Origin of the sequence: Bradyrhizobium sp. SK17 (assembly GCF_002831585.1) — a bacterium.
In the GTDB taxonomy this organism is placed as follows: Bacteria; Pseudomonadota; Alphaproteobacteria; order Rhizobiales; family Xanthobacteraceae; genus Bradyrhizobium.
The window spans coordinates 1,236,873-1,248,779 of the sequence record NZ_CP025113.1 but is presented as its reverse complement, the minus strand read 5'-3'; the positions used below and the strand labels follow the sequence as shown (position 1 = coordinate 1,248,779).

Genomic DNA, 11,907 nt, shown 5'->3' with positions numbered 1-11,907 from the left:
TGGGCGGCTCCGGCTAGAATAGGGGCAATTTCGTGCCTCTGGAGCTCAGGTGAATTCGGTTCAGAATCCAGCCTATGTGACGGGCCTCGAGGCGCGCTTTGCCGCCGCCGCGCGGCACAGCCGCATGGTGCGGATCCTGCGCGTCGCGGTGCCGGCCGTGGTGGGAGTGGCGATGGCCTCGATCATCTTCGTCTCGGTCTACAATCCATTCCGCGAAATCATCCCCAAGCTGCCGGTCGAGATGGACAACCTCGTGGTGTCGGGCACCAAGATCACGATGGAATCGCCGCACATCGCAGGCTTCTCCGCCGATGGCCGGCCCTACGAGATGTGGGCCAAGGCCGCGATCCAGGACGTCACCGATCCTGACCATGTCGAGCTCAAGACGATCCGCGCCAAGGTCGCGCAGCAGGATGAGTCGACCGTGACGATGGATGCGCGCACCGGCTTCTTCGACAACAAGAAGCAACTGCTCGACCTGCGCCAGGATATCTTCCTGCAATCGTCCACCGGCTATGAAGCCAGGCTGACGCAGGCCTTCGTCGACATCAACAAGGGCAATGTGTCGTCGGACGAGCATGTCGACGTCAAATTGCTCCAGGGCACGCTGACATCCGACAGGCTCCGAATCTACAACAGCGGCGAGCTCGTGCGGTTCGAAGGCAATGTCGTGATGTATCTCGACAAGCTCGGCGACAACAATGCGAGCCCGCCCGCCGAGGCCGCGCCACCACCACCTCCTCCGGCGCCGCCGAAGGCGCGCAAATCCGCCAACACGAAATGATTTCGATGATGAGACGCTTCCCGCACGGCATCGCAATTGCGGCCTTCCTGCTCGCGCTGTTCGCAGTGCATGCCGCGTTCGCGCAGGGCTCGATGTCCGGTGTTCCGAACGCCATGCAGGGCTTTTCGCAGAACCGTGACCAGCCGATCCAGATCGAGGCCGCCGCGCTCGAGATGCGCGACAAGAAGAAGGAGGCGACCTTCTCCGGCAATGTGAAGGTCGTGCAGGGCGACACCACCATGACCTCGAAGATCCTGGTGGTGTTCTACGAGGATAAATCGACCCAGACGCCCGCGCCTGCGCCGGCCGGCACCAAGGCGGCGGCCGCGGCCAAGGGCGCGCCGATGCAATCGGCCACGCCCGGCCCCGGCGGCGCATCCTCGATCAAGCGGCTCGAGGCCAAGGGCAATGTCGTGGTGACCCAGAAGGACCAGGTGGTCACCGGCGAGACCGCGATCTTCGACACCAAGACCAATCTGATCACGATGCTCGGCGGCGGTGGCGGCCAGGTGGTGCTGACCCAGTGCCAGAACGTGCTGCGCGGCGACCGCCTGCTGGTCGACATGACCACCGGCGTCTCGCGGGTCGAATCCGACAGCGGCAAGGTGCAGGGACTGTTCATCCAGTCCCAGGGCGGACAGAACGGCAAGGGCGGCTGCGGGACGCCGGCCACCCCTGGCGCCGCCCCGGCGGCGCCGTCGCCGCTTCAGCTCCTGCCGGGCAGCAAGTCGAAATAGTGCGACCACGAAGCTTCACGTAAGGTCAAGCAAAATCAATTAGTTAGATAATATTTTGCGGCTGCGAGGTTGAAGCACGAGGGGTGAGACTGTATCTACTGCTGCGGTCTGGCCGAACGATGCGTCTCCGAGAGGGAATCATGACGGCCGGGGCGGGGGCATCCACTCATCCAAGGCGCGGGTGACCGCGCTTTGCCGTATTATTCGAGCATGATCTACGCCAGCGCGTCCGCGTTTGTCGCGCGGGAAGGCCGGTATCCGGTTTTCCAGTTCATGTTCGCAGGTTGGCGTGCGAATCGATTGGTCCGCAGGCAAAGTCGCGGGATCACCGTGAAAGGCTGAAGCGAAGCGGGGATGGTGGATTTATTCGGCATGTTCCGGCGGCGCCCTGCGAAACGCAGCACCGGATTTGCGCGCGCGCATGACGACATCACGTCGCTCGGCGAGCCTTTCGGCGAGATGCTGGCGAGCCCGGTGCGCGACGCGCCGCCGATGGCGCGCGCCGCGCCCGTCCCCGGCGTCGAGCTGCAACGCTCGCAGCCGGCCGCTGCGACGGCACGCCCGCGGCCTGCCAAGGCTCCGTCGAGGAGCGGCGCTGCGGCCGCGCCACAGCTGATCAAGCGGCCGGGCTATCTGGCTGTGCATAGCGTGGAAAAGAGTTTTGGCAGCCGGCAGGTCGTGCGCGGCGTCAGCATCTATGTACGCCGCGGCGAGGCGGTCGGCCTGCTCGGGCCGAACGGCGCCGGCAAGACCACCGTGTTCTACATGATCACCGGGCTGATCAAGGCCGATCGCGGCGCGATCGAACTCGATGGCCACGACGTGACCAAGCTGCCGATGTACCAGCGTGCGCGCCTCGGCATCGGCTATCTGCCGCAGGAAGCCTCGATCTTCCGCGGCCTGACGGTCGAGCAGAACATCCGCGCGGTGCTCGAAGTGGTCGAGCCCTCGCGGAAGAAGCGCGAGCACGAACTCGACTCGCTGCTCGACGAGTTCAACATCACGCGGCTGCGCAAGAGCCCGTCGATCGCGTTGTCCGGCGGCGAGCGGCGCCGCGTCGAGATCGCGCGCGCGCTGGCGACGCGCCCGAATTACATGCTGCTCGACGAGCCGTTCGCCGGCATCGATCCGATCGCAGTGGGCGACATTCAGGACCTGGTCCGCCACCTTACCAACCGCGGCATCGGCGTGCTCATCACCGACCACAATGTCCGCGAGACGCTCGGCCTGACCGACCGTGCCTACATCGTCTATGCTGGTGAGATCTTGACCGAGGGAAGCCCGGAGGAGATCGTTAATGATCCCGATGTACGCCGGCTTTACCTTGGCGAGGAATTCCGCCTGTAGCGCTTTTTTCCTATCCGTCAAGCCGTGTACAAGGGCTTCAGACTAAGATAAGCAAGAATCGAGCCAACTTCTGGAATCGATCTTGCCTCCATGGCGCTGACGCAAAGACTAGAGTTCCGCCAGTCGCAGTCGCTGGTGATGACGCCGCAGCTGATGCAGGCGATCAAGCTGCTGCAACTGTCGAACCTGGACCTGTCCGCCTTCGTCGAGGAGGAGCTGGAGCGCAATCCGCTGCTCGAGCGCGCTGCCGACGGCCCGGAGCCGCCGGTGGCGGGCGAGCCGGCCATCGAGCGGTCCGACTACGGCGACTCCAGCAGCTACGGGGACGATGGTGACCACTCCGACATCGCCGCCGGTTCGAGCGGCGAGGCCGCGTTCGAGCCCGGCCAGGAGGAATGGCTGAATCGCGACCTCGGCACCCGCGCCGAGATCGAGCAGACGCTCGATTCCGGCCTTGAGAACGTGTTCTCCGAGGAGCCGGCGGAGGCCGCCGCGCGCGCCGCACAGGACGCGCCGCCGTCGGTCTACACCGAATGGGGCGGCGGCGCCTCCAGCGACGACGAATACAATCTCGAAGCCTTCGTGGCCGCCGAGCTGACGCTCGCCGACCATCTCGCCGAACAGCTCGCGGTGGCCTTCTCGGCGCCGGCGCAGCGCATGATCGGGCAGTACCTGATCGACCTGGTCGACGATGCCGGCTACCTGCCGGCCGATCTCGGCCAGGCCGCGGAGCGGCTCGGAGCGTCGCAGCAAGCGGTCGACGAGGTCGTCGCGGTGTTGCAGAAATTCGATCCGCCGGGCGTGTGCGCGCGAAACCTGAGCGAATGCCTGGCGATCCAGCTTCGCGAACTCGATCGCTACGACCCGGCGATGCAGGCGCTGGTCGAGCATCTCGATCTGCTCGCCAAGCGCGACATCGCAGGCTTGCGAAAGCTCTGTGGTGTCGACGACGAAGACATCACCGACATGATCGCGGAGATCCGAAGGCTCGATCCGAAGCCCGGTTTGAAGTTCGGCACTTCGCGGACGCAGACCATGGTGCCCGACGTCTATGTCCGTCCCGGTCCGGACGGCGGCTGGCATGTCGAGCTCAACAGCGACACTCTGCCGCGTGTGCTGGTCAACCAGACCTATTACGCTGAGCTGTCGAAGACGATTCGCAAGGACGGTGACAAGTCGTACTTCACCGACTGCCTGCAGAACGCGACCTGGCTGGTGCGCGCGCTCGATCAGCGCGCCCGCACCATCCTGAAGGTGGCGACCGAGATCGTCCGTCAGCAGGACGGCTTCTTCACCTATGGGGTCGCGCATCTGCGGCCGCTCAATCTGAAAGCGGTGGCGGACGCGATCCAGATGCACGAATCGACGGTGTCGCGCGTCACCGCCAACAAATACATGGCGACCAATCGCGGCAGTTTTGAATTGAAGTATTTCTTCACCGCGTCGATCGCGTCTGCCGACGGCGGCGAGGCGCATTCGGCCGAAGCCGTGCGTCACCACATCAAGCAGCTGATCGACGGCGAAGCGCCGTCAGCGATCCTGTCCGACGACACGATCGTGGAACGTTTGCGCGCGTCGGGCATTGATATTGCCCGCCGCACCGTCGCGAAGTACCGCGAAGCGATGCGGATACCATCTTCGGTGCAACGCCGCCGTGACAAACAAAGCATGCTTGGCAACGCGCTTTCGGCTCCCGCTTCCTCCTCCGACCGGTCGCGCGATACAGCTCCCGTTTAGGTTACTTTTTGAGCATGACCCCGTCCGAGTACGGACCGCTCCAAGCGCTCGTTGCGTTCGCGTCAAATCGCGATAGTCTCAGCCTTTCCTGATCAAGCGTCGTCCAGAAAGGAAGGTCACCGGAAACCCAGCAAGCATCCGCAGGAGTGATCGAGGCATCCAGCAATTGAGGCATCAAATGACCCTTCGAATCTCGGGAAAGAGCATCAGCATCGGCGAGGCGCTTCGGGCGCGCGTCAGCGACCGCACCGACGAGGTCCTGCGAAAGTATTTTGATGGCAACTATTCCGGTCACATCACGCTGAGCAAGGATGGCTTCGGCTTCCGCACCGACTGCGCGTTGCATCTGGATTCCGGCATCACGCTGGAAGCCGAATCCAACGCCGCCGACGCCTATGCCAGCGCCGATGCCGCGCTGCTGATGATCGAGAAGCGGCTGCGCCGCTACAAGAGCCGGCTCAAGGATCGCTCTGCGCGCAAGGCCTATGCCGCGAGCGCCGCGCTTGCCGAACTGAATGGCGTCGGGCTCGACGCGCCGAGCTACGTCATCGAGGCGCCCGAGAACGACGACGAGGTCACTGAATACAGCCCGGTGATCATTGCCGAGGCAACCACCGCGCTGAAGCGCTTGTCGGTCAGCGAAGCCGTCATGGAGCTCGATCTGTCCGGGGCCTCGTGCCTGGTGTTCCAGCATGGCGGCAGCGGCCGGGTGAACATCATTTACCGCCGGACGGACGGCAATGTCGGCTGGGTCGATCCACCCGCGGTGAGCCCTTGAGGATAGTTGCCAGATGGCATTGACGTTCGAAGCCAGCCCTGCTTATGGTCCGCCGCCTCCAGCAATAAGGGGGCGGAACAGGGTTCGCAGGTGTTGGCACCGCCGATACGTTGGAGTAGAAGCCCTGCCAGCTGGACCCGGGCTAAGCCCGCATCCCACCTCATCTTCTTGACGCCGCCGCTGTAAAGCCTATTTCGCAACCTGACGGTCATTCACCTCGGAACGTCCCAATGCCGATTACTGATTTGGTCGCACCCGAGGCGATTCTCCCGGCTTTGAAAGTCATCAGCAAGAAGCAGGCGCTGCAGGAACTTGCCGCGCGCGCTTCCGCGCTCACCGGGCAGAACGAACGCGCGATCTTCGAAGTGCTGCTGCAACGCGAGAAGCTCGGCACCACGGCGGTCGGCTATGGCGTCGCCATCCCGCACGGCAAGCTGCCGAAGCTGGAGAAGCTGTTCGGCTTCTTCGCCCGCCTGGAGCGCCCGATCGATTTCGAGGCGATGGACGGCCAGCCGGTCGATCTGATCTTCCTGTTGCTGGCGCCCGAAGGCGCCGGCGCCGACCACCTCAAGGCGCTGGCGCGGATCGCCCGCCTGCTGCGCGACCAGGACGTCGCCAAGAAGTTGCGCGCCTCGCGCGACGCGCAGGCGATCTACTCGGTGCTCGCGCTGCCGCCGGCGAGCGCGGCATAATCACTCAGCGCGCACGACGCACATTCGCGCAACTGTCATCAGGACATAGTCCGTTCGTCACGCGATGACGCATGCCGATGCGCTTCATCCGCGCTACGAAGCTTCGTATCGCTTCAGCAGATCGTCGGCAGCAGGCGGCGGACTTCGACGAGCAGATCGGAGACCGCTTTCTCGTCGCCGGCGAGGTGCCTGAGCAACGCGCTTTGGAACAGGCCGTCGAACAGCGCGTAGAGCGCGGCTGGAGATGACGCCGGCTGCTTGTTGCCGAGCTCGGCGTAGCGCGTGGCGATGCGCCAGATCATCGCTTCCAGGCTCTTGTCGATCTCGAGCACGTCCTTGCGAAACGCGGGCTCGAACATCGCCTGCGAGCGCAGATCGTACCAGAGCCGGTGCATGCGCGCTTCGTTCTCGAGCGTCGCCGCGAGCTTGGCGAGGAAGCCTTCGGTCAGTTCGGCGCGGCTGCGCGCCGTCGTCACCACCTCGTCATAGCGCGTCACGCACTTTGCCTTGTAGTGCCGCACGCAGCAGCAGATCAGATCGAGCTTGTCGCTGAAATAATAGTGAAACACGCCGTGCGTGAACGCGGAGTTCTGCGCGATCTCGCGCAGGCTGGTGCGCGCGAAGCCGAGCTCGCCAAGCGTCTCCAGTGCGGCCTCCGCAAGCTCGACGCGCCGGGCGTTGAACTTCTCGTCGCGCAGCGCCTCGGCCGCTACCGCCACGCGTTGGGCCGCTCCTGTCGCATGCCGCGCCATCCGGTGCCTTTCCTCGGTCTCTTCCCTGAACATCTTTATACCGCGCGGACCGCGGCGCACTCCATCCCTTCACATCATCATCCTTGACACTTGTCAAATTCGGGCTTGACAAGTGTCAAGTTCCTGGACGAGGGTTGGTCAAATAATTTGGACAACCGTCAAGACGGCTGACCAATCGACAAACAGGAGGAAATGCACCGCCCGGGGCGCGCCATGCCGCGCCCCGCCGACGCCGGCCGCGGCCATCCATGCGCTCAGAATGCGCAAGCCCGCCGGCCCGCACTGCCGATCTCCGCAGCACCAGACATCAGCAAGCAAAGGCAAGCAAAGGGAGGACTACGTCATGAGTGGGAAGAGCCTTGAAGGCAGGAAAGCCCTGATCACCGGCGGCGCCCGGGGATTGGCGCGGCGATCGCACAGGCACTGGCGCGCTCCGGTGCCGCGATCATGATCGGCGATATTCTCGATGATGCGGGCAAGGCCAGCGCCGCCGAGATCGCCAAGGCCGGGGTGAAGACCGGCTTCGTCAAGCTCGACGTCACCGACGACGCGCAATGGGAGCGGGCCGCCGCCGCCACCGTCGAGACCCTCGGCGGCTTCGACATCCTGATCAACAATGCCGGCATCGAGATCACCTCGCTGGTCGCCGACATCAAGGCCGAGGACGCGCGCCGCATGTGCGAGGTCAACATCGTCGGCACCGTGCTCGGCATGAAGCACGCGTTCCGTGCGATGCGGCCGGGCGGAGCCGCAGGCAAGGGCGGTGCCGTCGTCAACATCGCCTCGGTGGCGGCGACGATCGCGTTCCCGAGCATCGCGGTCTACTCCGGCACCAAGTCCGCGGTCGATCGCATGACCCGCGTCGGCGCGATGGAGGCCGGCAAGCTCGGCTACGGCGTGCGCGTCAACTGCATCTATCCCGGCCTGATCCCGACCGACATGGGCATGCAACTCGCCAATGACATCGTGAAGATCGGCCTTGCGCCCGACATCAACGCCGCGGTCGGCTCGGTGGTGGAGCAGACGCCGCTCGGCAAGCTCGCCGAGGTCTCCGACATCGCCGACGCCGCAGTGTTCCTGTGCTCGAACGATGCCCGCTTCATCACCGGCATCGGCCTGCCGGTCGACGGCGGCATGGGCATGTAGCAACAGCGCCGACAACAAACATTTCGGAGGATCGCAATGAGCGAGAAGAAACCCGTCATCGTCTATGGCGCGTCCGGCTATACCGGCCGGCTGGTCTGCGAATATCTGCGCGAGTACAACATCCCCTTCATCGCCGCCGGCCGCAGCGCCGAGAAGCTCAACGCCGCGATGAAGTCGAACGTGGCCGGCATCGAGACCGCCGACTACGAGGTGGTGACGGTGCCGCACACCGTGGCCGCGCTGACTGAACTGTTCAAGGGCGCCTCGGTGGTGCTCAACACCGTGGGCCCGTTCGCCAAGTTCGGCGTCGAGGTGGTGCAGGCTTGCCTCGCTGCCAAGTGCCACTACACCGACACGACCGGCGAACAGGACTGGCTGATCACGCTCGAGCAGGAGTTCGGCACCAAGTTCGGCAATGCCGGCCTGCTGCTGGCGCCGGGCATCGCGCAGATGTACACGACAGGCGAAATCGCCGCGCAGCTCTGTCTGGAAACGCCCGGCCTCGACACGCTCGATATCGCCGTGTTCTGGGGCGGCAGCCCGACCATCGCCTCGACGCAGACCATCCTGGTCAACGCCGCGATGGGCAAAGCCTACTATCTGGAGCAGAACAAGTACGTCGAGCATCAGCCCGATGCCGGCCTCTACAACCTCGTCATCCCCGGCCAGCATGAACTGGCGCTGGCGCTGCCCTGGGGCGGCACCTCGCACCCGGTCTGGTTCAAGCGCGATCCGCGGGTCGCCAACGTGAAGGTGTTGGGCGGCGTGTTCAACCGTGCGCTGATGCTGGGCGTGCCGCAGATCGTCGCCGCAGCGCTCGACGCAACCAAGGACATGAAGCCCGACGAGCGCTACGCCGCGCTGGTGCAGACCGCGGCCAGCGTGATGAACACCATGCCGCCGCGCGAGAACCCGCGCGTCAACAAGTCGATGGATTCGGTGTATGCCTCCGGCCCGCTGGGGCGCGCGCACTGCGTCATCAACGGCAACAGCAACTACAAGCAGACCGGCCTGCTGCAAGCCTATGCTGCCGCGCATCTGGTGCAGCAACCGCCCAAGCGCGTCGGCTTCGCCTCCGGCTGCCAGGCGTTCGGCCATCACGAGCTGCTCGGGCAATTGCGCAGCTTCGGCCTGGTCAGCAAGCCGGTGCTGACCGTGCAAGATTGAGCTCGAGCCCCGATCGGATCGGGGCTCGGCCCTTCGTTCCCTGAAGCGTTTTCGTCAAGCGGACCGGTGTCCGCTCGCTCGAAAACGTACGATCGGCGGGTGATGCAGTCGCGCGTCACCCGCCTCCCTCCCGCGAGGTCAGCCATGCGCTTCATCGATTACCTCGACAAGGGTGCTTCACTCGGCCCCGACGCGCCGTGTCTTACGATGGACGGCCGCGACCTCAGCTACGGCGAGGTGCAAGGGCTGAGCTTCCGGATCGCGCGCGGGCTCGAACGGTCCGCCATCGCTCCCGGCGAGAAGGTCGCGATCCTGTCCGGCAACGATCCGATTGCGTTCGCCTGCGTGTTCGGCATCTCGCGCGCCGCCGCCGTGTGGTGCCCGATCAATCCGCGCAACGAGGCGACCGAGAACAAGTTCATCCTCGACCAGTTCGATTGCAGCCTGCTGCTGTTTCATTCCAGCTTTGCGCCGATGGTCGAGGCCGTCAGGCGGGATCTGCCCAAGCTGCGCACGCTGGTCTGCCTCGATACCGAGCTGCCGTTCGCGCCGTCATTCGATCATTGGCTCGGCGGTCTCGCCGACGATCCCTACCAGCGCGACACGATCGACGACCTCGCGATGATCCCCGGCACCGGCGGCACCACCGGCAAGCCCAAGGGCGTGATGCTGTCGGGGCGCAACATCGAGGCGATGACCGCGCTGACCCTGATGGGCTATCCGTTCAAGGGCCGCCCGGTCTATCTCGCGCTGGCGCCGCTGACCCATGCCGCCGGTGTACTGTGTTTTCCGATCATGACGCTCGGTGGCCGCGTCGTGATCATGCACCATCCCGACATCGAAGAGTTCCTCGCCCTGATCGCCTACCACCGCGTCACGCACACGTTCCTGCCGCCGACCGTGATCTACATGCTGCTCGATCATCCCGGCCTCGATCGCGCCAGTCTCGGTTCGCTGCAATGCTTCTGGTATGGCGCCGCGCCGATCTCGGCGACGCGGCTCGCGGAAGCGTTGAAGCGGATCGGGCCGATGGCGCAGCTGTTCGGTCAGACCGAGGCGCCGATGATGATCTCGATGATGCCGCCTGCCGATCACTACAATGCCGACGGCACGATCGCGATGGAGCGGCTGTCTTCCGCCGGGCGGATCGGCCCGCTGGTGCAGGCCGGCATCATGGATGGCGACGGCAAGCTGCTGCCTGCGGGATCGCGCGGCGAGATCGTGGTGCGGGGCTCGCTGGTCATGGACGGCTACTACAAGAACCCGGAGGCGACGCGCGAGGCCTCGGTGCATGGCTGGCACCACACCGGCGATATCGGCTACATCGACGGTGACGGCTATCTCTATATCGTCGACCGCGCCAAGGACATGATCATCACCGGCGGCTTCAACGTCTATTCGATCGAGGTCGAGAATGCGTTGCGTGCCCATGAGGCGGTGCAGGATTGCGCCGTGATCGGGTTGCCCGACGACAAATGGGGCGAGCGCATCGTCGCCGTCGTGCAGCCGCGCGCGGGCCAAACCGTCGATGCGACGGCGCTTGCGGCCTTCGTCAAGCAACAGATCGGCAGCATCAAGACGCCGAAGCAGATCGAGGTCTGGAACGATCTGCCGCGTTCCAAGGTCGGCAAGGTGCTGAAGCCCGACATCCGCGCGCGGCTGGCCTGAACGTGTATTGACAACCCGCCGCTGAGGCCAGAAGACGGTCGTGCGCAACAATGCGCGTGCGAACCAGGGATGGCTGATGTCCCGCGATTTTCGCCTTGATCGTGTTCCCATCGACGTTCTCGCCTACGAGCTTGCCGAGGAGCGGGCGAGCGCGCTCGGACGCATGGGCCGGGCGCTGGAACAGGCGCTCGCCAGGCTGCGCGAATTCGATGCCGATCAACCGCGCGCCGAGGCGCCTGCGCAACAGGCGCGCCGTGTCCTGGTGCGAGAGGCCGGTCATGCGCTCTGGATGTTCGTGGTGCAGCGGGAGGCGTGCGGGCTGCGCAACACTCGCTCGCTGATGCGCGACTACAGCGTTCCCGGCGAGGTGCAGCTCAGCATGAGCCCGATGCTCCCCGCATTGAAGTCTGATTGAAGGTTTGTGAGCCATTTCGGCCAGCGGTTGCTGGCGGCCTAGAGCATGATCCGGAAAGATCATGCGCAAACAAGATGCGAGAGCGCGATGACGATTCAACCTGATCTCATCGTGCTCTAGCTGCGAGACCCGCCTTCGAGCGGCGGTGGAACGGCCCGCGCGTTTGCCAACGCCACTTTCGCTCCGACGAGAAAGCCGACGATCACAACTGGCAGGAACGCAGTGGGCAGCAGGACATGAACGCCCTGCCGTCCTTGCAGCGCCGGAACCAGTCCGTTCGCCACCCAGGACGCGTACGGCACCAGCACCCCCAGCGAAAGCAGGCCTCCCAGGAGCGCATAACTGAGCGGGGATGCCTCGATGCGATGCCCGCTGAGCGCAATGATGACGCCGACCAGGCCGAACAGAACGCCGCCGACGAGGCCGCCCATGATGGTGACGGCGGGCACGAACATCACCAGCAACATGATCAAGCTGCCGGCGCCCGACTTACTCGACCAGGTCAGGGTGAGAAGGAGGGCCACGACAAGCGCGGCCAACCCACCGAAGCAGAGACCCCAGCTGGACGATCGACTGATCATGAGCATCGTGCACCGCAGGCAACGGATCAGCGAGGTTACCGCGGACTTCGTTAATGGATCGGCCGAAGCGCAATTGTGGCGTACCGCCTGGTCGCCATAAAAA

12 protein-coding genes are annotated in these 11,907 nt (G+C 64.7%); 10 read left to right on the top strand and 2 right to left on the bottom strand.

Annotation, left to right across the window (positions count from 1 at the left end; all coding sequences use genetic code 11):
* Positions 1 to 49 precede the first annotated feature (49 nt).
* The 6 genes from lptC to ptsN all read left to right on the top strand — a co-directional run bounded on the left by lptC (position 50) and on the right by ptsN (position 6,075).
* Positions 50 to 784, top strand: coding sequence for an LPS export ABC transporter periplasmic protein LptC (gene lptC, locus CWS35_RS05760; protein WP_100951238.1), 735 nt, complete (start codon positions 50 to 52; stop codon positions 782 to 784).
* On the top strand, positions 781 to 1,521 hold the full coding sequence (locus CWS35_RS05755) for an LptA/OstA family protein (protein WP_029880010.1): 741 nt from the start codon (positions 781 to 783) through the stop codon (positions 1,519 to 1,521). The genes lptC and CWS35_RS05755 overlap by 4 nt, the downstream gene beginning before the upstream one ends.
* 354 nt (positions 1,522 to 1,875) lie before the next feature.
* Positions 1,876 to 2,868, top strand: a complete 993-nt coding sequence (gene lptB / locus CWS35_RS05750) for an LPS export ABC transporter ATP-binding protein (protein WP_024584307.1) — start codon at positions 1,876 to 1,878, stop codon at positions 2,866 to 2,868.
* A 90-nt stretch (positions 2,869 to 2,958) separates the two neighbouring features.
* Positions 2,959 to 4,605, top strand: coding sequence for an RNA polymerase factor sigma-54 (gene rpoN / locus CWS35_RS05745; RefSeq protein WP_024584308.1), 1,647 nt, complete (start codon positions 2,959 to 2,961; stop codon positions 4,603 to 4,605).
* A 178-nt stretch (positions 4,606 to 4,783) separates the two neighbouring features.
* Positions 4,784 to 5,383, top strand: a complete 600-nt coding sequence (gene hpf / locus CWS35_RS05740) for a ribosome hibernation-promoting factor, HPF/YfiA family (protein WP_024584309.1) — start codon at positions 4,784 to 4,786, stop codon at positions 5,381 to 5,383.
* Between the two features lie 230 nt (positions 5,384 to 5,613).
* Entirely contained in the window at positions 5,614 to 6,075 is a 462-nt protein-coding gene (ptsN, locus tag CWS35_RS05735) for a PTS IIA-like nitrogen regulatory protein PtsN (RefSeq protein WP_016843543.1), read from the top strand.
* 113 nt (positions 6,076 to 6,188) lie between these two features.
* Here ptsN and CWS35_RS05730 read toward each other — a convergent pair whose 3' ends face one another.
* Entirely contained in the window at positions 6,189 to 6,794 is a 606-nt protein-coding gene (locus CWS35_RS05730) for a TetR/AcrR family transcriptional regulator (RefSeq protein WP_029880011.1), read from the bottom strand.
* A gap of 480 nt (positions 6,795 to 7,274) precedes the next feature.
* Between CWS35_RS05730 and CWS35_RS05725 the strand changes: the two genes are divergently transcribed.
* The 4 genes from CWS35_RS05725 (at position 7,275) to CWS35_RS05710 (ending at position 11,223) form a co-directional block, all read left to right on the top strand.
* On the top strand, positions 7,275 to 7,973 hold the full coding sequence (locus CWS35_RS05725) for an SDR family NAD(P)-dependent oxidoreductase (protein WP_245438882.1): 699 nt from the start codon (positions 7,275 to 7,277) through the stop codon (positions 7,971 to 7,973).
* Between the two features lie 36 nt (positions 7,974 to 8,009).
* Positions 8,010 to 9,140 carry a DUF5938 domain-containing protein gene (locus CWS35_RS05720; RefSeq protein ID WP_024584312.1) on the top strand — a complete coding sequence of 377 codons (1,131 nt, stop codon included), beginning with the start codon at positions 8,010 to 8,012 and terminating at the stop codon, positions 9,138 to 9,140.
* Between the two features lie 144 nt (positions 9,141 to 9,284).
* Entirely contained in the window at positions 9,285 to 10,808 is a 1,524-nt protein-coding gene (locus CWS35_RS05715; protein ID WP_100951236.1) for an AMP-binding protein, read from the top strand.
* 76 nt (positions 10,809 to 10,884) lie between these two features.
* The gene (locus CWS35_RS05710; RefSeq protein ID WP_100956066.1) at positions 10,885 to 11,223 is read left to right on the top strand and encodes a DUF6665 family protein; all 339 of its coding nucleotides are present in this window, start codon (positions 10,885 to 10,887) and stop codon (positions 11,221 to 11,223) included.
* A gap of 116 nt (positions 11,224 to 11,339) precedes the next feature.
* On the opposite strand, the gene CWS35_RS05705 is transcribed toward CWS35_RS05710, so the two are convergent.
* Positions 11,340 to 11,810: a hypothetical protein gene (locus CWS35_RS05705; RefSeq protein ID WP_157817077.1), complete on the bottom strand. Its 471-nt coding sequence runs from the start codon at positions 11,808 to 11,810 to the stop codon at positions 11,340 to 11,342.
* Positions 11,811 to 11,907 lie beyond the last annotated feature (97 nt).

What these genes read in the sequence shown, in the direction of transcription:
- CWS35_RS05755 (WP_029880010.1), top strand. Translation starts at nt 781, where the DNA reads ATGATTTCGATGATGAGACGCTTCCCGCACGGCATCGCAATTGCGGCC.
- CWS35_RS05720 (WP_024584312.1), top strand. Translation starts at nt 8,010, where the DNA reads ATGAGCGAGAAGAAACCCGTCATCGTCTATGGCGCGTCCGGCTATACC.
- hpf (WP_024584309.1), top strand. Translation starts at nt 4,784, where the DNA reads ATGACCCTTCGAATCTCGGGAAAGAGCATCAGCATCGGCGAGGCGCTT.
- rpoN (WP_024584308.1), top strand. Translation starts at nt 2,959, where the DNA reads ATGGCGCTGACGCAAAGACTAGAGTTCCGCCAGTCGCAGTCGCTGGTG.
- ptsN (WP_016843543.1), top strand. Translation starts at nt 5,614, where the DNA reads ATGCCGATTACTGATTTGGTCGCACCCGAGGCGATTCTCCCGGCTTTG.
- CWS35_RS05725 (WP_245438882.1), top strand. Translation starts at nt 7,275, where the DNA reads ATGATCGGCGATATTCTCGATGATGCGGGCAAGGCCAGCGCCGCCGAG.
- CWS35_RS05705 (WP_157817077.1), bottom strand. Translation starts at nt 11,810, where the DNA reads ATGCTCATGATCAGTCGATCGTCCAGCTGGGGTCTCTGCTTCGGTGGG.
- lptB (WP_024584307.1), top strand. Translation starts at nt 1,876, where the DNA reads ATGGTGGATTTATTCGGCATGTTCCGGCGGCGCCCTGCGAAACGCAGC.
- CWS35_RS05710 (WP_100956066.1), top strand. Translation starts at nt 10,885, where the DNA reads ATGTCCCGCGATTTTCGCCTTGATCGTGTTCCCATCGACGTTCTCGCC.
- CWS35_RS05715 (WP_100951236.1), top strand. Translation starts at nt 9,285, where the DNA reads ATGCGCTTCATCGATTACCTCGACAAGGGTGCTTCACTCGGCCCCGAC.